Annotated in this window: 24 protein-coding genes; 15 read left to right on the top strand and 9 right to left on the bottom strand. The window is 55.7% G+C overall.

The features are described 5' to 3' along the window. Positions 1-4: 4 nt before the first annotated feature. On the bottom strand, positions 5-661 hold the full coding sequence (locus tag Poly59_RS09400; protein WP_146533809.1) for an FHA domain-containing protein: 657 nt from the start codon (positions 659-661) through the stop codon (positions 5-7). Positions 662-801: 140 nt separating this feature from the next. After that, positions 802-2,028: a class I SAM-dependent rRNA methyltransferase gene (locus Poly59_RS09395; RefSeq protein ID WP_146533808.1), complete on the bottom strand. Its 1,227-nt coding sequence runs from the start codon at positions 2,026-2,028 to the stop codon at positions 802-804. 338 nt (positions 2,029-2,366) lie between these two features. Between Poly59_RS09395 and Poly59_RS09390 the strand changes: the two genes are divergently transcribed. Continuing rightward, positions 2,367-2,651, top strand: a complete 285-nt coding sequence (locus tag Poly59_RS09390; RefSeq protein WP_146533807.1) for a 4Fe-4S dicluster domain-containing protein — start codon at positions 2,367-2,369, stop codon at positions 2,649-2,651. Positions 2,652-2,874: 223 nt separating this feature from the next. On the opposite strand, the gene Poly59_RS09385 is transcribed toward Poly59_RS09390, so the two are convergent. Then, on the bottom strand, positions 2,875-3,309 hold the full coding sequence (locus Poly59_RS09385; protein WP_222436069.1) for a hypothetical protein: 435 nt from the start codon (positions 3,307-3,309) through the stop codon (positions 2,875-2,877). A gap of 93 nt (positions 3,310-3,402) precedes the next feature. Further along, positions 3,403-4,077 (bottom strand): HNH endonuclease, encoded by a 675-nt coding sequence (locus tag Poly59_RS09380; RefSeq protein ID WP_246151516.1) that lies wholly within the window; start codon positions 4,075-4,077, stop codon positions 3,403-3,405. Positions 4,078-4,261: 184 nt separating this feature from the next. Here Poly59_RS09380 and Poly59_RS09375 point away from each other — a divergent pair, with 184 nt between their 5' ends. From Poly59_RS09375 to Poly59_RS09330, 10 genes are all read left to right on the top strand, one after another. Further along, a complete protein-coding gene (locus Poly59_RS09375; protein WP_246151515.1) occupies positions 4,262-4,894 on the top strand; it encodes a DUF456 domain-containing protein in 633 nt (210 codons plus the stop codon). Between the two features lie 103 nt (positions 4,895-4,997). Further along, the gene (locus Poly59_RS09370) at positions 4,998-6,749 is read left to right on the top strand and encodes an ICP22 family protein (RefSeq protein WP_146533803.1); all 1,752 of its coding nucleotides are present in this window, start codon (positions 4,998-5,000) and stop codon (positions 6,747-6,749) included. Between the two features lie 92 nt (positions 6,750-6,841). After that, positions 6,842-7,822 (top strand): class I SAM-dependent methyltransferase, encoded by a 981-nt coding sequence (locus Poly59_RS09365; protein WP_246151514.1) that lies wholly within the window; start codon positions 6,842-6,844, stop codon positions 7,820-7,822. A 155-nt stretch (positions 7,823-7,977) separates the two neighbouring features. Next, a complete protein-coding gene (gene rpmF, locus Poly59_RS09360) occupies positions 7,978-8,160 on the top strand; it encodes a 50S ribosomal protein L32 (RefSeq protein WP_146533802.1) in 183 nt (60 codons plus the stop codon). 96 nt (positions 8,161-8,256) lie between these two features. Continuing rightward, the gene (gene fabD / locus Poly59_RS09355; RefSeq protein ID WP_146533801.1) at positions 8,257-9,171 is read left to right on the top strand and encodes an ACP S-malonyltransferase; all 915 of its coding nucleotides are present in this window, start codon (positions 8,257-8,259) and stop codon (positions 9,169-9,171) included. Between the two features lie 113 nt (positions 9,172-9,284). Next, positions 9,285-10,043, top strand: coding sequence for a 3-oxoacyl-[acyl-carrier-protein] reductase (gene fabG / locus Poly59_RS09350; protein WP_146533800.1), 759 nt, complete (start codon positions 9,285-9,287; stop codon positions 10,041-10,043). A 197-nt stretch (positions 10,044-10,240) separates the two neighbouring features. Then, on the top strand, positions 10,241-10,486 hold the full coding sequence (gene acpP / locus Poly59_RS09345) for an acyl carrier protein (protein WP_145168801.1): 246 nt from the start codon (positions 10,241-10,243) through the stop codon (positions 10,484-10,486). Positions 10,487-10,656: 170 nt separating this feature from the next. Next, on the top strand, positions 10,657-11,907 hold the full coding sequence (gene fabF / locus Poly59_RS09340; protein WP_146533799.1) for a beta-ketoacyl-ACP synthase II: 1,251 nt from the start codon (positions 10,657-10,659) through the stop codon (positions 11,905-11,907). A gap of 146 nt (positions 11,908-12,053) precedes the next feature. Next, complete coding sequence (locus tag Poly59_RS09335; protein WP_146533798.1) at positions 12,054-12,911, top strand: hypothetical protein; 858 nt, start codon at positions 12,054-12,056, stop codon at positions 12,909-12,911. 11 nt (positions 12,912-12,922) lie between these two features. Then, a complete protein-coding gene (locus Poly59_RS09330) occupies positions 12,923-13,588 on the top strand; it encodes a ceramidase domain-containing protein (protein ID WP_186776120.1) in 666 nt (221 codons plus the stop codon). A gap of 83 nt (positions 13,589-13,671) precedes the next feature. Here the strand turns inward: Poly59_RS09330 and clpX are convergent, their stop codons facing one another. From clpX to Poly59_RS09310, 4 genes are all read right to left on the bottom strand, one after another. Continuing rightward, complete coding sequence (gene clpX / locus Poly59_RS09325; protein WP_146533796.1) at positions 13,672-14,961, bottom strand: ATP-dependent Clp protease ATP-binding subunit ClpX; 1,290 nt, start codon at positions 14,959-14,961, stop codon at positions 13,672-13,674. Between the two features lie 311 nt (positions 14,962-15,272). Then, on the bottom strand, positions 15,273-15,584 hold the full coding sequence (locus tag Poly59_RS09320) for a hypothetical protein (protein WP_146533795.1): 312 nt from the start codon (positions 15,582-15,584) through the stop codon (positions 15,273-15,275). A 152-nt stretch (positions 15,585-15,736) separates the two neighbouring features. Beyond that, a complete protein-coding gene (locus Poly59_RS09315; protein ID WP_186776119.1) occupies positions 15,737-16,738 on the bottom strand; it encodes a UbiA family prenyltransferase in 1,002 nt (333 codons plus the stop codon). Positions 16,739-16,883: 145 nt separating this feature from the next. Further along, positions 16,884-17,903 (bottom strand): hypothetical protein, encoded by a 1,020-nt coding sequence (locus tag Poly59_RS09310; RefSeq protein ID WP_146533793.1) that lies wholly within the window; start codon positions 17,901-17,903, stop codon positions 16,884-16,886. Between the two features lie 218 nt (positions 17,904-18,121). Here Poly59_RS09310 and Poly59_RS09305 point away from each other — a divergent pair, with 218 nt between their 5' ends. The 3 genes from Poly59_RS09305 (at position 18,122) to Poly59_RS09295 (ending at position 21,816) form a co-directional block, all read left to right on the top strand. Further along, positions 18,122-19,612: a hypothetical protein gene (locus tag Poly59_RS09305; protein WP_146533792.1), complete on the top strand. Its 1,491-nt coding sequence runs from the start codon at positions 18,122-18,124 to the stop codon at positions 19,610-19,612. 117 nt (positions 19,613-19,729) lie between these two features. After that, the gene (locus Poly59_RS09300) at positions 19,730-20,473 is read left to right on the top strand and encodes a hypothetical protein (protein WP_246151513.1); all 744 of its coding nucleotides are present in this window, start codon (positions 19,730-19,732) and stop codon (positions 20,471-20,473) included. After that, complete coding sequence (locus Poly59_RS09295) at positions 20,470-21,816, top strand: DUF11 domain-containing protein (protein ID WP_146533791.1); 1,347 nt, start codon at positions 20,470-20,472, stop codon at positions 21,814-21,816. Before Poly59_RS09300 ends, Poly59_RS09295 begins: the two co-directional genes overlap by 4 nt. A 356-nt stretch (positions 21,817-22,172) precedes the next feature. Here Poly59_RS09295 and Poly59_RS09290 read toward each other — a convergent pair whose 3' ends face one another. Beyond that, a complete protein-coding gene (locus Poly59_RS09290) occupies positions 22,173-23,489 on the bottom strand; it encodes an outer membrane protein assembly factor BamB family protein (RefSeq protein WP_246151512.1) in 1,317 nt (438 codons plus the stop codon). 498 nt (positions 23,490-23,987) lie between these two features. Between Poly59_RS09290 and Poly59_RS09285 the strand changes: the two genes are divergently transcribed. Continuing rightward, on the top strand, positions 23,988-24,737 hold the full coding sequence (locus Poly59_RS09285; protein ID WP_246151511.1) for a GDSL-type esterase/lipase family protein: 750 nt from the start codon (positions 23,988-23,990) through the stop codon (positions 24,735-24,737). Positions 24,738-24,858: the final 121 nt, after the last annotated feature.

Below are 24,858 nucleotides of genomic sequence, written 5' to 3'. Positions count from 1 at the left end.
GGTGTTACTGATCAGGGTCCGCGATGTTTCGCGTCATCTCTGCCAAACGCGACTGAACGTCGAGCATGCGTTGCCAAGCCGAAAGTTTCAGAACGACTTCCTGGTTGTTTTCGTCAGTGCGAGCCGACTCGATCAAGCGATGCAAACGTGATTGCAAATAATCCAGGATTTCACAGAGCTGTGCTTTTTGTCCTGGCGAGAGTCCATCGGGAATCGATGGGACTTCAACGATTTGGATCACGTCGGCTGGCAGCGGACTCTTGGCGTCCTGGCTCAACTGCACAATGATCGAACTCTCCGACGAACTCATCTCGCGACTGAGTGTTGGGTTGTCGGTTCCCATCGCAGCCAATCGGGCAGCGATTTGCGATTCCGATCCGACCAACATCAAACTGCGTCCGACCGCGATCAAATCTCCGTGACGCAAGATCTTCAATTGGCATTCGGTGCCGTTGACCTTGGTGCCGTTAGTGCTGTCCAAGTCGGTCAGCACTAACCGATCGTTATCGCGTTGGACTTTGAAATGGCAACGGCTAACCCGCTCATCATTCAATTGGATGTCATTGCCTTCTTCGCGACCGACCGTAAAGGGCGGGCTGAGGGTTTCGTAGATTTTGCCGCGATCAGCGCCGTGCAAAATCTTCAGGGTCACGCCCGTCATGGGGCACTCCAAAGAAGAAGGTTCAGGATGAGCATCGTTGGACGACCACAAGTATAGACGCGCTGGCAGGGCGAGTCATGGGTTTTCGCAAAACCAGAATAGGTTTTGATGCTGTCCGTTTCGTAAACCGAAATCGGCGTTTACCAAACTTGGGCAATCACACACTTCAAATAGTCACTTTCGGGACACGAGATCGCGACCGGGTGATCCGGGGCGGGGCCTCGGTTTTCCAGCATGACGATATCACGACGGCGACGGCGTCCAACATCCATCAGCATGTTTAAAAAGTCGCTTCTCGATACTCGTCCGCTGCAACTGCAGGTGGCGAGTATTCCACCCGGTGGAAGTAGGTCTACGGCTGACGCGTTGAGCCGTCGGTAGGCACGAACGGCGTTGTCGACTTGGTGACGCGAGCCCGCGAATCGCGGCGGGTCCAAAATCACCGCATCAAATTTATCGCCTCGTTCGCCCATCTCTTTCAGTTCGTCGAAACAGTCTGCGGATTTAAATTCCATGGTTTCAATTTGATTTCGCGCCGCCGAGGCACGCGCTGCTTCCAGTGCCGATTCACTGCTATCGATACCAAGCACTGATGCGGCGCCGTGTTTGGCAGCCACCAATCCGAAACCGCCTTGATAACAGCAAACATCCAGAACGCGTCGACCGGCCAAATAGCCCGCAACCGTTAAGTGATTGAGTCGTTGGTCCAAGTAGCCGCCTGTCTTTTGACCGCTTCGCAGGTCGACGGCCAAACGCAAACCGTTTTGGTGATACTCAACCGGTTCATCGATTCCGACATCGCGGTGCCAATGTTCGATTGCCTCGCCCCCTTCATGTTTGGCCGTTTTGGGGTCGACTCGGACCATGATCGCTCGGCATCCAAGCGACGCTTTCAGGTGATCGAGGATTTCGTCTTTCCATCGCATCAGCCCGCCGGCAGTGAACTGAACACCCAGACAATCGGCATAGCGGTCGATGATGATGCCGCTTAACAGGTCTGACTCGCTGAAACAAAGCCGCTCTGCTGCGCCAGCGTCGGCTGGGCCGGTGAGTCGTCGGCGGGCAACGGCTGCGTCGATTCGCGATTTCCAAAGTTCTGGGCCGATTTCGACAGATTGGTCGTAACCGTATAAGCGAATCCGCAGGCGACTTGCGGGATTGCAAATGCCTCGCGCCACCCAGTTTCCGTCATGATCCAGCACGTCAACGACTTGGCCGCACGCCAAATCCCGTCCGTCTTCGGCCAAAGCGTGAGCATGAACCCAGGGGTGTCGCGCCAGAAACGGGAATTGCCGAGACGGTTTTAAACGCAACGCAACCGGGTCAGAGGAGAAAGACGAACTAACGGGAGAAGCAGAATCCGACACGGAGGGGCCACCGGTGAGGCAAAATTGACTGGGAACAGGCGAGACGAACGATCGATACGATGACGGATTTTCGCGGAATGAAGAATCCCCATCAGAAACTTGCTTGGCCAGCGAACCTGGATCCGAGTAGTCTCTAAATCCGACAACCTCGAATTCTCGTTAATCTAGGGTGACTCGGGGGGCTACAAATGGCCAGACAGGCGTTAGAATTTTCTAGACGTTAAAATCCGAAGGTTGGATGATTCGCATTGGCGAATTCAGTTCAGTCCATCGGTTTGCTAGTCGATACAGAACTTAACCAACCGTAGATAAGAATTCGCAGAGAAAGGTCCTTAATCATGACTCACGTTGTTGCTGAACCCTGCTCAGGATGCAAATACACCGACTGTGTCGTCGTCTGCCCCGTGGAGTGTTTCTACGAAGGTGATCAGATGCTTTACATTCATCCGGAAGAATGCATCGACTGCGAAGCTTGCGTTCCCGAATGCCCAGTCGAAGCAATTTTCCATGAAGATAACCTTCCAGAAGAATGGAAGAGCTACATGGAATTGAATGCCACCAAGTCCGAATCGGGTGAGTGCGAAGTCATTACCGAAAAGAAAGAACCACTGGCGGACGATTGATCTGCGTCGCTTACCGGATCAATTTCACTTGAGTTGAGTGACTCTGGGTTTGAGTGACTCTGGGTTTGAGTGACTCTGGGTTTGAGTGACTCTGAGGTGCAGCGTTCTACGTTGCAACGCATCTCAAGCCAATCAAAATAAGACGAAGCCGCGCGAGACGATGTTGTCTCGTGCGGCTTCGTTCATTTTGAATCAAGCGACCATTTAAACTGAGCGATTGGCGTTACTTCAGTTGCAAACGACCGACCGATGTTTCCAGTGCTCGGATGCTGTTGCGAAGTTGGTCGAGTTCGCGCGGTAGGTTGTCGGTGTCGCGATCGGTGCTGTTGATTTGTAACTGCAACCGGTCGACTGACCTTTCCAGCTCTTGAATTTGGCGCCGCATCGTGACTCCCCACGCTGGGATCGAGTCATTGTCTTGAACCGGCGCCGCTGGTGCTGCGATCATCTCGTGTGAACGCTGTTCAAGTTGGTCGATTCGGTCGTCCAAACGTGTCAACATCCGCTCGACTGATTGGCGAAAAGCACCATCGCCCTCAGTCACGTCTGCAGAGTCCCCCGGTTCGACCGACAATTCTTGAGCCACCGGGTCTCGCATCATCAAAACGGCGAACACCAAAATTGCCAATGCGACAAACGGTATAGCGTAAGTCTTCATCATCGATCTCCACCGAAGTTAAACACCGGATCGGCACTACACGGGATCTGCAAAATACAGGATCCGTCGGCCAACGCTCGTGCCGACTGAATTTTACCCAGCAGCCGCAGCGGTCGGCAAAAAAGTTTTCCAGCATTCGTAGCGAGGGTCGTCGATCGACTCGACCAACAGTGGGTTGAAGCGTGGTTTGGTCGGGCGCGACATCAAGTTCATGTGAGCTTGCTTTGGCGTGCGGCCTCCCTTTCGCGAGTTGCATCGCAAGCAACAGCAAACGATGTTCTCCCACGTTGTAGGGCCGCCGTGTGATCGCGGCACGACGTGATCCAGGCTCAACTTGTTCATCGGTTCGTTGCGACCACAGTACTGGCAGGTGTGGTTATCGCGCGCGAATAGATTCTTGCGATTGAACCGCACCGTTTGCACCGGCATTTTGTCGAACCGAGTCAATCGGACGATTCGCGGAACTTGCAGTTCGAAGCCGACGGCTTGGATGTAGTCCTCGCCCGCCTGCTTTTCCATCGCCGTCAATTGGCTGAGCTCGCACCAGCTTTCAAAGTCATAGCTGAGGAAGCTGCCATTTTCTTGGGCGATGACTTCGGCACATTGGCGGTACAGTAACGTGAAGGTTCGACGTACATTCACCACGCGGACCGCCATATAAAAGCGGTTTAAGACAAGCACATTGGTATCGAGCACACTCTGTGACATGGCTGCTTCGGTCCCTCGGTCTTCTCGGGTGGTAGGACGCACAAACAAGTGTAGATTCACTTGAAGCCATAGGGTTTGGCCTCGATCATTCTACGGTCGTTGACTCTTTCGGCAAAAACGAGGTTCGGTCGATTTTCGCTTCTGTGCTGCTTGACTGTACCAGCCTACCCATCCGTCTGCCCGCATTTCACGCAATGTTCAACCTATCTTTCGAGGCCTTCCGCTGGACGAGATTACCCCTGACGTGGCTCCGACTTGGACCGAGTCGATTGGCGACACCTTCACCGATTGGACGTCGTGGATCGGATTTGACTGGATAGGCTTTGATTGGCTGGGGCCGACCGGCACTGTTCTGTTGGCGACTGTTTTGGTCGTTTTATGTGTGGTTGCTTGGGGCCTGAACCTCATTTCCCTACCCGGAAACTGGATGGCAGTCGCATTGTTGGCTCTGTTCGCGTGGTTGGGGCCCGAATCGGGACGAGCCGCCATTGGGCCCGTGGCCGTTGGTGCTGCGTTCGTGTTTGCGCTAATTGGCGAAATCGTCGAGTTTGCCGCTGGAGCGATGGGGGCTCAAAAGGCCGGCGCCAGCCGTCGGTCGACGTTGTTTGCGATGATCGGTTCGATGATCGGTGCGATCGGCGGTGCGATCATTGGTGTGCCTGTGCCACTGATCGGTCCTGTCCTGGCGGCGATCTTGTTCGGCGGGATGGGAGCCATGGTGGGCGCGATGTATGGCGAATGGAGCGACGGTCGGGCCTGGAAAGAGAGCTGGTCGATCGGTCACGCTGCATTCTGGGGACGCACTTTCGGCACCCTGGGTAAGTTTGCCGCTGGCTTGGTGATCGTTTTGATCGCCATCGGCGGAGTGCTGATTTAGGCGGTATCTGAGCTTTACGGCTTTGCTGCTCAACCTCTCGCCACCTTCTAAGTTCACCGTTGACGTTTGGGGACCAGGTTTCCTACTGTCGTTGGCTATGAGCATGGGAAGACGAACGAACGATCGGCGCCGGCGGGTTCTGTATTCGACTCACCTGTCCGACCAAACCGCCTCGACCGCTGCGAGTCGCCGCGAAATCGAGCGGCTGCGCGAAGCACGTCGGCCCACGGCGGCCTACGGAGCTCGCGTACAACGGCGACTTCGTGGACGATGGTTTTCGTTGGTTCCCGTCAAGCGACGCAGCTATACGATTTTGGCGTCGGTTGTCACAGCGGTAACGCTGCTGTTGTGTCTCGCTCATTACGCGTCGAACGCTTGGCCAGCGCTGGTTTACCACCCCGAAATTGCCCGTCCATTGCGATTGGATGTTCCTGATAGTTTCGGCCGTTGGTTCATGGTGGCGATGTTGTCCACGTCGGCGGGCATCGCGCTGATGACCTACCAACTGCGTCGATACCGGCTGGACGATTACTTGGGCCGCTATCGATTGTGGCGTTTGGTTTTGATTGTGTTGGTGATTGCCAGTGTCAACGCATTGGTCGGGCTGGTCGATTGGACTGGCGCGCTATTGGACGTGACCTTTGGCAAGCGAGTTGCCTTGACCGGTGGCGATTGGCTGCGAGTGGTGGTGGGGCTTGGCGGCGCCGTGCTGTGTTTGCGAATGATTGCCGAGATGTACCGTTCGCGTGCTGCGTTTGTGTCAATGTTGGTCACCTGTGTTGCGCTGATGATCGGACAAGCGGCCCAGTGGAATGTGATGGAAGACGACACGCTTGGTCCATGGACATTGGTGACATCGATACCGCTGATCGCATCGACATCGATCTTCATCGCGATGACTGGATACCTGCGTATGCTGTACCGGGAAGTCCGCGAAATCGAAGATAGCGTGTCGCTTCGCGAGCGACTGGATCGCATGCGGCTAAAGATTTTCACCAGATCGGATGCTGGCGAGTCGGAGTTGGATTCGCAGGAAATTCAACCCACGCGCGCCGAGCGACGGCAGGCCGCCAAAGAAGAAAAGGCAGCAGCCGCAGAAGCGAAACGACAGGAAACCGAGCAGAGGAAACAAGCGGCTGCTAACCGAAAGGCTGAACGAGATGCGGCTAAAGCCGAGACTAGTGACGATGACGAAGCGACCTCGGGCGAGCTCAAGCGAGGCTGGTTCGGCCGAATGCGATCCAAACCAGCGGCTGATTCCGACGACGCGAATCCAGCAGGATCTGTTTCTGAAGTCGCCGATTCATTTGAATCAGACGATCGCGATGATCAACACGAGCCCAAGGCAAAACGGCGTTGGTTCGGTTTGCGTGCGGCTAAATTCGAATCGGGCGATACCGATTCAGGCGACGAAATCGACTCGGCTGACCAGCCGAGTGCTGATGAAAACGGCGAAGCGGCGCCAAAGAAACGTCGTTTCGGCTTGGGGCTAAGGTCTCGGCGTGCCGAACGGGCTGATGCCGATGCTGGGGAATCTGGCGGTGAAGTTCAGTTCGAACCGGCTGCGGAAAACGCCAATGGCACGGCGGACGAAAATGCCGAAGACGCACCGGCAAAACGTCGATCGGGACTTGGCGGATGGTTTGGACGAAAGAAGGCTGATTCCGCCGATGCTGAATCCGGAAACGATGCTGACGATCAAACGGCGTCTGGCAGCAATCATTCGTCCAGCCAAGGCGATGACGAAGGGGACGGCGAATACATCGATCCGGATTCAATCGATTGGAACTCGTTGAACAAAACTGAGAAACGCCGAATCAAGAAGCAGCTTCGGCGCCAGGACCGTGCGGCGTAGGATTGCCGCGTCGTGGCCTTGAGCGTGGCGTTACTTTCGACAACGATTCGGGGGTTCGGTTTCGATTCCCACCACTCATTGGCGATCCTTCAATGTCGACAGCTCAAGAACGCACGCTCGCCCAGTATCATGGTTTGATGCATGCCAACGCTTCGGCTCACCTGCTTCGCGTGGGCCGCGAAGTCGGTTTGATCGACGAACTGCGCAAAGGACAAAAGACGGCCGAGCAACTGACCGAGTCGCTGCAGTGGTCGCCTCATTCGGCGTCGCTGTTGATCGACGCATTGCTGACGATCGGATTCATTGAAAAGTACGGCGACGACTACGCTCTTTCGCGGGCCGGCCATTTGCTTTGCCAGTACGACGAAGACCTCGGCGATGCGACTTGGATGCGTTTGGCCGAAGTCGTTCGCGGTGGCGATCCACGCAGCCAACACGATGACCAAAAACAGTTCGACTACTTGGCCGCCACCCAGTGGGCTCATACGGGCGCGGCGATGCAGGCCGCCGAAATTCTTGACATAGGCGAAGGCGGTGAGTTTTCCGGGGCAAAGATTCTCGACTTCGGTTGCGGCTCGGGCGTTTGGAGCTGTGCGATTGCCCACCGTGATCCGGAATCTTCGGTGACCGCGGTCGATGGTGTCGCCGCATTGGAAGCGGCCAAAGCGACGGCCGAATCGATCGGCTTGGGCGAGCGGTTCCAAACGATCGAGGGGAATCCCCTGGATGCAGCAATTCCTGCCGATACGTTTGATTTGGTTCTGGTGGCCCAGCGGATTTCGTGTTTGGACGGCGAAACCGCCAAGAAGTGGTTGGCCAAAGCGGCTGCGTCGGCGAAATCGGGCGGCAGAGTCGTCGTGATTGATCCGTTCCGCGGGCCGGCGAAACCAAATTTGGCCGAGTGCGTCGAGGCGCTTCGAATCGACTTGGGCACGCGAGGCGGCCGGATGCGATCGCTCGACGAGGCCCAAGCAGATATGCATGGTGCCGGTTTGCAGCGGATTCAGTTCACCTTTTTGGCGGCCAGCCAAGTGAATTTGGGACTAGCGGTTGGAACGAAAGCGGCTGGTTGACCACGAAATGGCTCGCCAGCGTGCCAAATTTTCACGAAAACGTCGCATTCGCCAAAAAAGTTGCCGTGGCTACGTTGACGATCGGCTTGCGAACTTCCTAAGCTACGCGGCTCGACACGTACCCGTAGTGACCCTGGAAATCGGAATTCACAGCCATGGCTGTTCCAAAACGTAAACACTCAAACGCTCGTACCGGCAGCCGCCGCGCCCACGATCAACTCAACAAACGCCAAGTCGGTTACTGCCCACAGTGCAGCAGCGCCGTCCCAACGCACTCGGTTTGCCCCAAATGTGGATATTACCAAGGGCGAACTGTGATCGAGCATGAAGAAGCCTAATTTAGGGAAGCCTAGTTTAGAGTTGGCCAGGATTCGTCTTGGCGACGTGCCCCCTGCCAGGCTAAGTCCTGGCCTACGTTGGGTTTGGCGAACAACATGAATTCAGTTGGCATTCTCTTTCCCGGCCAGGGTGCTCAGACGCTCGGCATGGGGGTCTGGCTTTGCAAAACATTCCCGACGGCTCGTCAGCTTTTTGACGAAGCCGCCGAGGTTTTGGGCTACGACCTGATGGCAATTTGCACCGACGGGCCGCTCGAAAAACTAAACGCGACTGAGTTCAGTCAGCCTGCGTTGTTCACCGTTGGTATGGCCGCAGCCACCGTGCTTCGCGATCAGCAACCCGACCGAATCGCAGCGGTGAAAGCAGCCGCCGGTTTGAGTCTTGGCGAATACACCGCAGTTTGTTTTGCCGGCGGACTTTCCTTCGCAAACGCACTGAAATTGGTCCAGCGTCGCGGCGAAGCGATGCAATCGGCTGCCGATATCGTGCCCAGTGGGATGGCCAGCGTGTTGGGCCTAGATCTCGAGGCGGTTGAAAAGCTGTGTGACCAGTGCCGCCAAGACGGTGAAGTTTTGCAGCCGGCAAACTTGCTTTGCCCCGGCAATATCGCTGTCTCCGGACACATGACCGCCATCGAGCGATTGATCCCTGCCGCGACCGAAGCCGGCGCGATGAAGGTGATTCCGTTGTCGGTCGCAGGTGCTTTTCATACATCGTTGATGGCGCCAGCGGTGGAAAAGTTGAAAGCCGCGCTGGACGAGATGCCGATCACGGACACCACGATGCCGGTCTACAGCAACGTCGACGCAGCACCGCATACGAAAGCCGACGAGATCCGAGATCTGTTGAGCCGACAAGTCGTTGGTCCGGTTCGCTGGGAAGCGTCGGTTCGCCGCATGCTTGACGATGGCATTGATGCTTTTGACGAAATCGGTACTGGCCGCATCCTTCGCGGAACGTTGAAACGAATCAATCGTAAAATCGCCACAGACGGCTTCGGCGATGAATAGTGGCGACGAGTAGTTCGGTTGTGGCCTGACGTTCAGGTGACCGAGTGATCTGTGTCTAACTGCATCCCGCCACGGCTTGGTGGGCTTACTTCTACAACTTTGAATAAAGAACCATGGAACTGTCACTCTCTACCGACCTGAAAGGTCAAGTCGCCGTCGTGACCGGGGCTTCGCAAGGTCTCGGTAAAGCGGTTGCCATCGCGTTGGGCATGAACGGCGCGACGGTTGTCTGTCTGGCCCGAAACGCCGACAAACTGGCTAGTACGGTTGCCGAAATCGAAGCTGCTGGCGGAACCGCCGAAGCGGTTTCGTGCGACGTCACCGATCGCAAAGCCGCCGCCGCCGCAATCGAAGGTGCCGCTAACACTCACGGTCGACTGGACATCCTAGTCAACAACGCTGGTATCACTCGTGACAAGCTGATGCGTGGCATGTCGGACGAAGAATGGGACGACGTGATCGCCACGAACCTGACAAGCTGCTTTGTATGCTGCCGCACGGCGGCGGGTATCATGCGACGTAAAAAATATGGCCGAATCATAAACATGGCCAGCATTTCAGGTCTGATCGGCAACCCCGGCCAAGCCAACTACTCGGCCAGCAAGGCGGGCATGATCGGCATGACACGGACGATGAGCAAAGAATTGGTTAGCCGCGGTGTGACCTGCAATGCCGTTGCACCGGGGTTCATTGCCAGCGAAATGACCCAGGAATTGGGCGAAGTTGTGCTGGAAGAAGTGAAAAAGCGAATTCCTGCGAAACGCGTCGGTACTCCCGAAGACGTCGCTGCAGCGGTGCTTTTCCTCGCATCTAAAGACGCCGGATACATCTCTGGCCAAACCCTAGTCGTCGACGGCGGCATGATCGGCTAGAAACTAAGCCTCGGCTGCGTATTGACGCGTTTTGCTTGTTTGACCTATCTTTTCGGCGAATGAGACCGCAGGCCGCGGGCACTAGTGCATCTAGCTGGTGCGATGAACGATGCCCAGCCTGGCAGAACTGCTAAAACTTGACCGCATTTTCCATTAAAATCTCCCTCAGCTTGCTGACCATCCTTTAAAGACGACTCATGGCAACTATTGAAGAACGCGTGATCGATATCGTTTCCGAACAACTCGGTGTCGACAAAGACAAAATCACTCGCGAAACCTCTTTCGTGAATGATCTCGGTGCTGACTCGCTCGACACGGTCGAATTGGTCATGGAACTCGAAGAAGAATTCGACATCAGCATTCCCGACGAATCGGCCGAGAAGATCCAAAAGGTCGGCGAAGCGGTTGATTTCATCGAAGCTGCCAAAGGCGACGACGCCTAACTCGGATTCCGGCTCGGTCGGATGTAATTCAACCCTGCCTATTGAAGATAAAATCGTTGCCGCCCCAGAATTTCGAGCTGCCATTCGGCTTGTAATGATGGGGGCGGCATTTATTTTTTACTGACATTCGTTCGTCCCAAATCTTGAAGGCTTCGGCAAAGGCAATCGCGATGCAAAACCCAAATCAACGACGCATTGTGGTTACCGGTGTCGGCGTCGTAACGCCTCTAGGAAATGATGTTGGCACGTTTTGGAATCGGTTGATTGCTGGTGAAAGCGGCGTTCATGAATTGTCGATCATGGACACCACCGAATACAAGATTCACTTTGGCGGCGACATTCCTGATTTCAATGTCGAAGATGTCGTCGATGCTCGCGAAGCCAAACGGTTGGACCGGTTCACCCAGTTTGCTGTTCACGCGGGACATCAAGCAATCACTGACTCGGGTATCGATTTCACCAAGACAGACTGCACCAAGTGCGGTGTCATCTTGGGATCCGGGATCGGCGGGCTCGGCGAAATTGAAGTTCAAATTGAACGGATGCTAACCAAGGGCCCTGATCGCGTTAGCCCATTCACGATTCCGAAGATGATGGTCAACGCCGCGGGCGGCAACATCTCGATCACGCACGGATTGAAGGGCCCCAACTACGCGGTGGCCACTGCCTGTGCTAGCGCTACCAATGCGATGGGTGACGCGCTGCGAAGCATCCGACTTGGTGAAACCGATTTGGTGATCACCGGCGGAACCGAAGCCGCCATCACGCGGATGGGCTTGGCTGCGTTCCAAAATATGAAGGCACTTTCGTCGCGCAACGATGAACCGCAAAAGGCCAGTCGCCCGTTCGATTCAGATCGCGATGGGTTCGTGATGGGCGAAGGCGCCGGAATCTTGGTGTTCGAAGATCTCGAGCACGCCAAAGCCCGTGGTGCGAAAATCTATGCCGAAGTCCTCGGCTACGGCACCACCAGCGATGCCGGGCACATCACTGCACCCGACGCCGAAGGGCGTGGTGCTGCAGCTGCCATGCAAGCAGCGATTGACGACGCAGGCGTCGAATTGACGGCCGTTGATTACATCAATGCACACGGCACCAGCACTCCGCTGGGCGATAAGGCCGAAACCGCTGCGATCAAACGCGTCTTTGGCGACCACGCTTACACGACGTCGATCAGCAGCACCAAGAGCTCGCTCGGTCATTCGTTAGGTGCCAGTGGCGGCATTGAAGCAGTGATTCTGTGTAAGTCGATCGAAACTTCGACGATTGCGCCGACGATTAATCTTGAGACGCCTGACCCGGCTTGCGACTTGGACTACACGCCCAACAAATCGAAGTCGAAAGACATCAAAGTCGCGATGAGCAATAGCTTCGGCTTCGGCGGCCACAACGCCTGTGTGGTATTCGGTAAGTACGAGTAAACGCGGACAACCTGATGTGGATCCGCGACTCTGTTTGCGGGACGTGAACTGACAAGCAGTGCAATCGACACGCCGTATACCCTGCGATCGGAGTCGCAGGGTCTCGGAGGGGCACTTTTCCGGCGCGTAGCGGCTACAATCTGCGCATGACACTTGCATCTCTTGAACGCGTCGAATACGTCGAACAGGCGTTTCTTTACAAACTGCTTCGCGAACGTTTGGCTGACCAATTGCCGATGCAGGAACTGCTCGAACAGGCTCGTTACGAGCTGTTGGCGACATGCAAGTTGCCGATGGCGATCGATTACCTGTTGACCGAACTGAAGCACTCGGGGCTGATGTCACCGGCAATGTACAAAATGCAGCATTACTTCACGCCGTTCCAGTCGTACCTCGTCTCGCAAGCCGAGTCTGACGTCGGCCGATTCACGATGTTGGGCGCGCTCGAAATCTTAGAATCCGAAGCCAACTTTCGAATCACCGAGGGCAATCCGCAGGGCATGTTCTTATTTCAGTTCGAAGTTCTCTGCCGCAACCGGTTGAACTATGACAAAGGGCTGACGGCGATCAGCGGCGATCCGATATTCGACAAGGATTGGGCGAATTGGATTCTTAAGCTACGTTCCCAAATCGGCTTAGTCGACTTTGCTGACTTGCTGGTCTTGGCTAGTGACGAGTATCGCCGCCAATTGGAAGCAGCTGGCGAGCCGACCGATGGCAAAGGCCCGTTTCTGTTCGGCCAGCGCGAGGGAGTGATTGCGATCGGCAACCGGCGCAAAGATCCGCTGTTTCTGTTCGCAGCGATGCAGCGTCATCTAGGTTATCCGCCAGTGCCGCGGCCAAAGCCTCGCGATGAAACGCCCGAGCTGATTCCCGCACTGATGCGCCGGGTCGAGCGTCTGGAATCACGGATCAAATTGATGGAAGAAGAACGTCGCGGTGGTCTCGACATCACAAAATTCTACGAGAAACACAAAAATAACCTTCCCGATTTAGAAGTCTGAGACACGCCGTCGTGAACGAGTCCGTCGATTTCTATTGTGAACGTTGCAGTGACGCTCTCTGGGCCGAACCGCTCAATGCGCTCAGTAATGTTTCGTTTTTGGTCGCCGCCGCGCTAGCGTATCGATTGGCGCGGCGAAGTTCACGGCTGACCGGAACGGTGTTCGCCATGATCGTCCTGGCATGCTTGGTTGGATTCGGCAGTTTTGTGTTTCATACGTTTGCCACCCGGGCGACACAGGTGATGGACATCCTGCCGATCTTTGTTTTCCAGGTCTATTTCTTGTGGCTGTATCTGGTGCGGTTCTTAGCTTGGAATCGGCTTGCTGCGACGGTCGGCTGCATCGGATTTTTGATTGCAAACATAGCGATGCTGGGTCTACCGCGATGGCTGAACGGATCGATGATTTATGCGCCCACCTATGTCCTGATTGGTGCGATGACGGTCTATCATCAAATCTCGCGTCTTCCGGCGGCTGGTTGGATGGTGACGTTGCTGACCGGTTTCAGTTTGTCACTGTGCTGTCGCACGATCGACATGGCGGTCTGTCAGGCATGGCCGGTTGGAACTCACTTTCTGTGGCACCTGGTCAACGGAGTGGTCTTGTTCGCATCGATTCGGGTCGTGATGGAGTGCGAGGCACAACCGCTGGCCAGTGCTGGTGATTCGGCCGCGTGATCGCATTCAAACGAAAAAACGCCGACGTCACTTTCGTGATCGCCGGCGTTTTCGTTTCGTGGCTCTTTAAGATTGCTTAGGAATTAAGCGCTCTTGGTAGTCGGCATTTGGAACAACTTGTTCTTTCCTGACACAACATTTTCGTCGATCGTATACAGCGTGCCTTCGGGTTGCTCGGGCAAGTCGTACATGATGTCCAGCATCACTTCTTCCAAAATTCCTCGCAGACCACGGGCACCGACGCCCTTGTTCATGGCTTTGCGAGCAACATAGTGAAGTGCTTCGTCGGTGAACTTCAGTTCACAATTTTCCATTTGGAAAAGAGCTTCGTACTGTTTGATCAACGAGTTTTTCGGTTGGGTCATGACGTTGACCAAACCTTCTTCATCAAGCGGTTGCAAGTAGCTGACCACTGGCAATCGTCCGACCAATTCGGGAATCAAACCGAATTGTAGGATGTCTTCGGTTTGCACTTGAGCCAACAATTCGGACTCGGTTTGGTCATTCCGCTGGCTGTCGCCACCGCCAAACCCGAGTGTCTTGTGGCCGAGTCGTTTGCGGATGATCTCTTCAATTCCGACAAACGTACCGCCGACAATGAACAGGATGTTGCTGGTGTCCATTTGGATGTACTGTTGCTCGGGATGCTTGCGTCCGCCTTGCGGTGGAACGTTCGCAACCGTGCCTTCGAGCATCTTCAACAGACTCTGTTGCACGCCTTCGCCTGAAACGTCGCGAGTGATCGAAACATTGGCACTCGTTTTGCCAATCTTGTCGACTTCGTCGATGTACAGGATCCCGCGCTGGGCAGCTTCGACGTCAAAGTCAGCTGCATGCAACAGTTTCAACAACAAGTTCTCAACGTCTTCGCCAACGTAGCCGGCTTCGGTCAACGTGGTTGCATCGCCGATTGCAAACGGAACGTTTAGCATTCGTGCGAGTGAACGGGCGAGCAACGTTTTACCGCTGCCGGTTGGACCGGCTAGCAGAATGTTGCTCTTTTCAATCTCGACTTCGGATCCGCCTTCAAAACCACTACTCAATCGCTTGTAGTGATTGTGAACTGCAACGGCCAGCACTCGTTTGGCACTGCCTTGACCGATGACATATTGGTCAAGGTGTTCAACGATACTTCGTGGTGTCGGAATTTCACCGAACAGCGACTTGCTTGGGCCGCGTCGACGTTGTTCTTGATCGAGGATCGACTGACAAAGCTCGATGCATTCTGAACAGATGTAAACGTCACCTGGTCCTTCAACAAGCGGTCCGACGTCGCGGTAACTCTTCCGACAGAATGAACAAAAGGCGTTCTTCTTGTTGGTTGAGGTTCCTCGGCGGGTGGGTGCGCTGGGGGTATTATCTTTCGAGGGCATACACGACTCCTGTTACGGTTTCGGGCCACGGCTCGAATGCTTTCCCGCTTCAACGGTGACGTTTCCGACGGGCGACATGTGGTCGCTACGTCAGAATCCGCCCCGAAATGCGGGATGGGTCATCCGTATCCTCGAAAGCTCGAGCCTAAGGTGGTTCTAATTCAAAAACGATCTATGGTTTCCGAATGCATGCCATCATGGAATTGGGAGGGCGTACAGACAGATGGGTTGTCCTTCAAACAATCCGTCAAAGTCGATCACTCAAAGTTCCGAACGGTGGGAGTCCAAATCGGATGCTGATTAGGAAAGCATCAAGTTTGGGTGTTCGGTGACGAGTCGTCCGGGGAGGTTGGCTCGTCATGGATGATCGGTCCAGCGGATTGTTGCTGGGTTCTAGCTTGTATAGTTCGGATTTCTTCTTCGCTGATGTCACCTTTGCGGTGCATTTCCAGCAACTTTAAGAGGGCATCCGAGCCTGTCTCCTGGTCGTCAGCGACATAGTCCCGATAGCTTGCCACGACATAAAATGCCGCCGATATCAGGATGCACAGAATCACTACGGAAGTTGCAGCTTGTACTAAAGGTGAAGTGAAAAAATCTGGCATAACCATCATTTCGATCACTCCCTCTTTCGCGGCTCAAAGTTCGTTCTCTGCGACACCCGAATGATAGGAGTGTCCAGTAAGCTCAGTCCAGCATTTTAACCCGATCAGGCAAACTTTTCCTAGTTTCATGGGGCGATGCAGCGTTTCACGGACATCCCCAGGGGTAATCCTCAGGTCACGCGAAGCCGGGTGCCCAGAATCATCGAAGGTACAACTAGTGCAAAGATCGCTAGCGCCCAGCCCGAACCGGCGCCTAAGTACGCGTAAGCAGCGGCCAGCGGGATGACAGACAGAATGCCAACACGAATCGCCATCTGAATATTCATGGGTGTAGGGGTGCGGACGGCTCGGATCGCTCGCACGACCACCGGAAAGGCGATCGTTCCCATCATCAAGGGAAAGATGTCTCGCGTGGAAACGGTCCACCCCATGTTGGCACCTCGCGCAAGTTGTGGCGCAAACGCCAGCATCACGCACCCTAGCACCGTCACGATCAATCCCATCGGTAAGTTGTGCGACGGGCCGCCAACGGCCTCACGACGCGCCATCGTCGTCAAACCCATGATGTACACCCCGAACGCCATCGCGATGCCGACAACGTACTGGGGGAATGGGGGCTGGCCAATAGTCAAAGCGAACAACGGGGATGCACCCAACAGGAAACTGAGTACGCGGCAGCCGCCCATAGCCATCGGCGCTAACGGCGTTTTCTTGAGCGGTCCGTCGTACGCCACGATCATGATCGCCAACAGCACCGAGATCGCGGCGGGAAACCATGTCACCGGATAGGAATCGCCGCCAGGCAAGTACCCGCTGGCGGCTCCAATCGCGACGCCCAATCCTAATAAAAGCCATCCAGCAAATTTTGCCTGACTGATTGGGATCGCACCGGCGGCAAGCGGACGCGTCGAACGCTGGGCTTTGTCCTGTACGACGTCAAAAACGTCGTTCAGGATCATCCCGGCCCAATAGAGGGCTACGCCCGCGATCACGACGGCAAGGAACCGCGGCAGCGGCGTGGGGCCATGCGCGACCAACAGGAACGCTGCACTGACATCCGCCAAAACGGTGAAGACATTGGGTAAGCGAACGAGCTGAGCCCAGTGGAAAAGCGTCGAACGAGACGATGACGAGGGCCCAGGAGCCGATGCGGGTGAAGTAGACGAAGACAATGAGTCGCAGACAACTTTGGAGGCACGGAAACAGGGTGCGGGAAGCACCAAAAACGGGTGCCACAGTCTACCATCGGACCCGTTGTCAACTAAAGTAGCGGTCGCTTGGCGATCAATGACAGTGTTTCGATACTCGCCGGCCGTGCTAGCGAGTGAGCAGGTGGCGTTCCCGCTCGGTCAATTGAACGCCGTGCATTTGCAGATAGCGATCTGTTTCGTTGACAAAGATGACTTCGGTGTCTGCGTTCTCGTAGCGAAACTTCTCGATCAGTGGCGGCTGGATCGGACGTAGCGAATACAGTTCGATCAGTGTGATCAGGCGTCCGTTGGTCGTGACGGTTTTGGTCGGATCTTCTGGATCCGAAACTGTAACGGCATCGCTGCGGTATTCGATGTGGACGGGCAGCCATTGGCCAAAGTTCGTTTTGGGGTCGTGCTTGGCTGCGATCGCGATGCGAACCTGAGTCGGATAGAGGTCCGGCCAAGTCGTCAGCCCTGACTCGGCCAAGACCTGTTCTCGCTTGGATTTTCTTAGCGTCCCCGTCAGAACCCAAACGGGCGTGCCTTTGAGTTTGAAGCTGGCGGCGGTGAGCGTGTAATCACGCTGGATCGTGGTCAGCATTTCGATCCAAGCACCGACTCGTAATCGCGGCGCGATCGAGCTGTCGTCGCTGTTACCGCGAATCCATTCATCCAGTCGCCCCACATCGACGCGGCGGAGCGAGACTTCGCCAGCGATTTCGGTGCGTGTCCAGGCAAGTCGCCCGTCGCTGATTTGTTGAAAGCGATGCTTGCCGTCACCATCGTGCATGGTCACTTGCAGATTGAACCGTCCCGTTCCGCCGCCGGCTTGTTCGTAAGTGCCCACGCCGACGACTTCGCGGCCGGCTGTCCAAACGGTTTCGCGGACTTTTGCATCGAAGGCTGGTCCGTCCGCGATGTAGTGAACGACCTGTTCGAGCAGTGCGACGGCCTTGGGCTGGGATAATTCGGGATCGATCGGACGATTTTTCTCGGCGACCACTTCGTCAGCGTAGGCATGCTGGCCAAACAGCGGAATCGCGTCAATGCATAGTTCTAGACACGTAAACGTGGTCGCAAATAGCGCGAACAGCAGTTTCACGGTCGGGAAACACAGATTGGGCTTGCAATGATCGATCTTCATGCGCCGGTTGTGACGGTTTTCTCAAAGATACGGCCTGTAACGAGCCGATGACCTAAACACGAAGCCGGTATGACCGCACTTCACGCAAAGATGATGGCTCGAGGCGGATCGTAGGTTCCCGTAACCGGGTAAGTCCAGCCAGAAAACAAACCGACTGTCCTTTCGAGGCTGTCACTTCAGCAACCACGTGTTTGAATACCCAAGGAACGGGGGAGAAGATGAAACGAATCGTCACTCATATGTCGCTAATGGCGGCCACGGCGATGATCGCCACCGGGTGTGTGCCGGTTCGCCACAACCTGCCACCCGAACAGATGATGCTTGAACCGGGACCTGGTGTCGGCGGCCCCGGCCCCGGCGTCATGGGAGCCCCGCCGTTCGGCGGTCAAATGACGGGCGGCGGAATGGGCGGACCCATGGGCGGAATGGGAGGCCCGATGATGGGCGGCCCAGGAATGATGGGACCGATGAACGGTCCTATGCCTCCAGGTGCGATCGGCCAAGCGGGGCCTGATGTCATGCACAGCGTTCCGCTGCAAGGCGGACCATCGATGGGCACTTCGGCGTCCAACGCATCCGGCGACATCGGACTTGTCAATTACTCGTGCGGTAACGCAGGTTGCAATTGTGGCGGCGGAGCCGGTGGTTGCCTCGGCGGATTGCTCGGTGGTCGAGTCGGTGAAGGTGCCATGATTCCGGCCGGTGGCGGTTACGCCATGGGCGATGGTGGTGCCATGGCGGCGATCCCATCGACCGTTCAAGTCACTATGGGGCAACCCGACGGCATGTACGTTCGCTATGACGCGACCGGTGCGGGCATGTTCGACAGCGAACCGCTTGTCGTTCCAGCTCGTCAAAACTTTCCGCAAGGCGGACTGTATCGGTTGAAGCTGACCAATATCCCTGGTCGTGAAGGCGTCGAATTGTATCCGACGGTTGAATTAGCCTATGCAAACCCTCGCACCGGAGCCTACTTGGCTCACAATTCAGTACCGATTCAGTTCACCGAAGAAGACTTCGACCAAGTCTTGACCGGTAACTTCGTCACCAAAGTGATCTACCTTCCAGATCCCGATTTCCAAGGCCCAGCACTTGCCGGTATCGACACGCTTGTCAGCACTCGGCTCGATCCGGGTATCGACCCCATCGTCGAAGCGGATCGTCGCGGTTCGATCCTAGCGATCATTCGCTTGGGCGATAAAGATATCGAAATGTCGGGAGCCGGTGGAATAGGCGGGGGCCTAGCAGCAGGTGGAATGTACGGACCACCAATCGCAGGACTTCCTGCACCGTTTGCTCCGGCAATGACAGAAGGTTGTGGCGGTTCATGCGGAGCCGGTGGAATGGGTGGCAGTGCAGGTTGTGTCAGCAGCCCCGTCGGATTGCCCGGCATGGTCGCTGGTTACAACGCACCGCAGTACGGCATGCCAATTACTGGCACGCCAATCGGATTGCCCGGACCACCTCACATTCCGCTTGGACATCCAGCCGGTCTGAAGAAGCACGTCATTCGCAACCACACGGCGGTGAACATTCCTCGCCCGGTTGAGAAGGTCAAGATCAACGTTCGCCAACAACCTGGCATGAGCTATCCCAACCCAGTTAGCCGTGTCCGGATCACCGAACAGAACTTGAACCCAGGTGTGCCAAACGGTCGCGGACTGTACCAGCACCCAAGCCAAGCGGTGGACCCGAACTGCAACCAGTAACGTTGCGTTTCGACCAACCAGATTGGTCTAGTTAAAAAACGAAACGCGGCGAGTTGGCACCACAGCTCGTCGCGTTTCTTCGGTAACTCTTGATTCATAGCCAGACACGGCGATCCGATGCACCACTTCATTCGAACAAGCTTGATCGTCGGTTTCGTCTGCGTGGGATTCATGTCCACTCAGTCGATACCAAAGCTCGATGCCGCTGATCCGTCGACGTACCTGCCCTCCGGCGGTGGTCATCGATTGCTGTCAGCCGATTTGCCGCCCGGATACGTGGGTGCAGCTCGCAACAGCGGTCGTGGTCTATGCGATGGCTACTTACAACCGGTCTCGATCATCGGTCCCCTGGGAACGAAGTTCTCGCTGGCCCAAGCCGGTGCATTCCTTGAACCTACCGAAAATTTACAAGCTGGGTTGTTGGTCGGCGGAGTCTACCGCTTCCAAATCACACAGATCCCTGGCCGCGAAGGAGCGGAACTGTTTCCGACGATCGAATTGATCGATCGCACGTTCCCGCCACCCGGCTTGGCAACCCGTCATCCGATCCAAATCCAGCTTGATGAATCGGACTTGGTTGCCGCACTGAGTGGCCAACTGGTGACGCGAGTGATCTATCTCGAAGATCCACAGCTAGCGACGCCAATGGTTCAAACGCCCGAAACCAATCGCCCGATCGAGGTGTCTGAATTTCAAGACGCACTCGAAGTGGCCGACCGCTTTGGTCGTCCTCTGGCGATCGTGCGAATCGGTTCGCTCGCACCACCTGCCCAACCGGAACTGTTGCCGCGGTTCTTCTTTGGCTACCCGATGTGGGCTCCTATCTACGCTCCTGCTCCCGAAACGTTGACGCAGCAATGAAAACGATCACCACTTTGACGCTCTCGCTGGCGACAACCGCGGTTCTGGTCATGACCGGATGCGGAGTCACGTCGACCAAGAAGCTTGCGCATGCACCATCGATCCACATGCCAGCACCGCAGGCAGTTGCTATCGCACCGCCTGCTGCCATGGATTCGTCGCCTGCAGCCGTAGCTCCACAATACGCCAATCAAGCGGCGGCTCCGAATTCAAAAACGAATCAATCGGTCTCGCAGGTTGCCTTCATTGGCGATCTAAACACCGACGTTGCTTGCCCACCCGAAACGATCTTTACGGAAGTTCCATTCGAAGGAACCTGCCAGTCTTGCCAAGCACCTGCGCCGCAGGACTGTGGTGGCCAAGGCTGTGGTTGCCAAGCCTGCGAAGTCGTCCCCCATGGTTATGCGATGCCTAACGTTCCTTGCGTGACCGGATACGATCCGCAAGAGTTTTTGTGCGACGGTGGCGATCAAAACTCGGACGTTTTCGTACGCCGCGACGATACGATCGGTGGCCTACAACCCGAAGACACAGTCGTTCACTACACGACCGAAGCTGGCGACATCGAAACCAACGCAAGCAACCGTGTTTGTGTCTATGCACCTCGGTTCTCGTCGGTACGCAAGATCACTGGGGCCGTTGCCGGCGGGCATTCGATTGGACTGGCCGCTGTGGATCGTCCTGTTGGCGCAGGCCGTGTTGGAATCAACGAAGGCGGTGTCGTGATTGGCGAAACCGTCGAACTAGGACACGCCGATGTGTCACGACGCATCGACGCGATGCGAGATCGAAACCGTGGCGTGCCTGTCGACAGCGTCTTGCAGCCCATCCAAAATGTCGACGTTTTGGCTCTGCTGACCGGTTTGAAACTGGATCAAGTCAACCTACTGCGTGATGACCAGCTGGCCGAAGTTCAGCGTCTTGCCTTGGCGGCCGTGGCCTGGACGATTGACGAATCCGTGGAAGTTGAAATTCAAGACTTGAAGCCACCGACGATCGTTCGCGATCAATCGGTCGAAGGCCTAACGATCTACGAATTTCCCGAAGCCGGACGTTTGCAAGTCGTAAAACTGGCTGACCGCGCCGATGCCAAGCCAGGCGAAGTGATCACGTTCGCCATCCGTGTCGAAAACGTAGGTGATTCGGCCGTCGATCACGTCACGTTGACTGACAACTTGACGACTCGGTTGGAATATGTCGTCGACAGCCAAACCTGCAGCGGCGGCGCCGAATTCAGCTCGGTAGAAAACGACGCCGATTCGATGCAGTTGGTCTGGAACCTAACAGACAAACTGCGAGTAGGCGAAAGCGTTACCGTCCGCTTCCAATGCAAAGTACGATAATCGACACGAATGTGTCTGCAGTAACTGTCACGATTCCCGGCGGGAGAAACGCCTGACCTTTCTCTTTGCTGGCTCGAGTTGACGAGCTGGCAGTAACCTTTCTCTTTTGTTGCTCCCCAACCTGAGCTCGCGCGAAGCGTTTTTTCCTCAAAAAGAAAGCCGGGTTTGATGCTTCGGCGGATGGTCTTGAGATCCTGTTTGTCACACGGTTTACCAACATGTTACGGCGATATTTCAGGCGACGGCCCGCGTGTGGTTTCCATTTTAGCAATCGTCGGGCAGCGGTTCGTATGGGGCAGTATCGCACAGCGTGAAGCCTCGGCGAATTATCGGGGACTCAACACTTAGACTCTCCTCTAGGGTTCGTCTGTCGACGCCGCTGCGATGCAGTACAGTTTTTCAACTCTTTCCTCACCGCTGCCGATTCCGACTCGATAGAAAATCGCATCTCCTGCGATCGCTGGACTAGCGTAGCAGTCGTTACCTAGCTTGTTTTTCGAGACCAGTTCGTAGCTGTCTTTGCTGGCTTTGAATACGAAGGCATTGCCGGACAAGTCAGATACGTAGATGTTGCCAAAACAAATGACCGGTGAGCTGCTGAAATTGCCGCCCAGGCGTTTCTTCCAGTGCTCGGTGCCGTTGGCAGCGTCCCAGCAATAGGCGACTCCGCCGTCGGTGATCCCGAACAGATTTTCACCATCGGTGATTAGCGATGGCTCGTATACCTTCGTTCGATTTTCCCAGACGCGATTGCCGGTTGCGTCGATGCAAACGGTTTCGCTGTCGGGGTATCCACCGGAGGCAAAAACATGGGTGCCATCCGAGACGACTGTGCCACACGTCGCTTCGGAGATGCACTCGGTTTCCCAAATCAGATCTCCCGTTGCCGGGTTGTAGCTGGCCATTTTTTCCAAGCCTGTGATGACGAGTTGATCGGATCCATCCAACGTGACCAACGCGGGGCTGGAGTAACTGCTGACGGCTCCCCGAGATCGGCGCCATCCAATGTCGCCGGTCCGAATGTCTAGTCCGACCAAGTAGCCGCCGCCTTGGTTGTCGGCAGCCACAATGACGAGCGACTTGTAGATGACAGGCGAGGGCGCGTAGCCGAATTTAGAACTGAACGCACCGATATCGGTTTGCCAAAGCAGTTCTCCGCCGCTCCCCAACGCAGTGACCCAAATATGGTCGCCGTTGAGATGCGCGGTGACGAAGTGAGTGCCGTCGGATGCGAGCGTACTGTTGGCCTGAGTTGCCTTCTGGTGAACGGATCGTTTCGAGGGAAATCCCTCGCTATGGATAACCGTTCGCCATTTTTCTTGACCACTTGCGCGGTCATACGCAACCACCAACTGCTGCGGAGGTTCTTCGGTTGCCGAACCAAGCACGATGAGGTCGCCAACGACAATCGGGCTGCTATGACCGCGACCGGGGACATCGGCCTTCCAACGGACATTCGTCTGATCAGTCCAGGTGGTGGGAACGCTGCTTTCATCAGCCAGACCGCCGGTCCCGCCTCGCCATTGCGGCCAAGCGAGATCCACCTCGCTTGGCGAGATGTCCTCGACCGCAATTCCACTTTGTTCGATTGAAATTTCTTTGACGGGCGTCGTTTTGCTGCATCCGATGGTGGCAAGACCTAGAATGCAAGCGAGAGTCAATGTCTTATACACTGGCGAAGACCATAACAGAGAATCGAATACGGAAATGAGAGGAGGGAATTACGCTTAGCGGGCGCGAAGCGTCACTGCGATTACACACAGTAGAACGGCTGATTGCCTCGCACGTAAAGCTTCGATTCGGAAACGGCCGGGGCAGACTTTGAAATCCGTTTCATCGATCCAATACGACCGACTGTCCATAATCAGCGGTGTGGCAATGGACGACCAGCGACAGTCAGATGCGAGGCGAGCGTGATGGAACCAGGGAACGCAGGCGAAGCGGAACCGTTGACAAGATTAAGTCGAAGTCGACCAAGTCTTTTCGCGCAACTTGGAAGACTGTTTGTTATCGCTTTGGCGCTGCTCAGCTTCCCAAGCGTCCTTCCTTGGATGGTTGCGTTTTGGATCGGGTGTCACACTTTTTTGGCAAAACGTGGCAAGCCTGGGTGGGTTCCGCTTTTCATTTGTTTGGTCATTCTCATCGCCAAGCTTGCACCACGCACGCCCGCGGTGATCACGATAAGTATCGTCTTGGCAATCGTCGCAGCGATTCGGTGGAAACATCGAACCCAGGCACAACGATTCACTCGGTGGTGGTTTGGCGCGGCAGCTTTATGGATTGCTTGGGCGTTCTTGTATTTCGAGTGGAATGCAATCGAACATTGCAGTCGCCCTCCGGCGCTCGTTGCGAATCGTCCTATTGTTTGCATTGGCGATAGCTTGACCGATGGCATGCGTCCTGATCGTGGCTACCCGGATCAGTTAAAGGCGATGGTGAGCGTTCCGGTTGTCAATTGTGGTTTCTCGGGGATATCGACGTCGCAGGGCCTCGGGCAGATGGAGCGCGTCCTTGGCCACGATCCTCAAGTCGTGATCATTGAACTGGGAGGCCACGATTTCTTGAAAGGCTATTCACGACAATCGACGAAAGCGAACCTGCTGAAGATGATTCGGCAATGTCGCGACCACGGTGCCGAAGTCGTCTTGATGGAAATCCCGCGTGGATTCATCTTTGATCCCTATGCCAGCTTGGAGCGAGAGATCGCGTACCAAGAGGACCTCGAACTCGTTCCCGACACGTGGCTTCGACAGATCGTTATCATGGGGCCTGCTAGCCTGCCTGGTTTGTGGATGCCTGAGTCAAGACTCAGTGACGACGGTATCCACAGCAATCCCAAAGGCAGTTTCTCAATCGCCAAGCACGTTTTGAGGGCGTTGCACCGCATGTACGGCGATAAGATCCTGGCCGCAAAGGAATGATTTGCGATGGCGTGGTCATTCATCATCGGTGGGCAGGCAGACTTCTCTGTGACCGCTGTTCCCTATCAGCCCACTTCAGTTTCGATCACCCATGAACCAAGTCCACGGCCGAGACCCGAGA

This window comes from Rubripirellula reticaptiva (assembly GCF_007860175.1).
GTDB classification, from domain to species: Bacteria; Planctomycetota; Planctomycetia; order Pirellulales; family Pirellulaceae; genus Rubripirellula; species Rubripirellula reticaptiva.
This window is presented reverse-complemented; position numbering and strand designations above follow the sequence as displayed.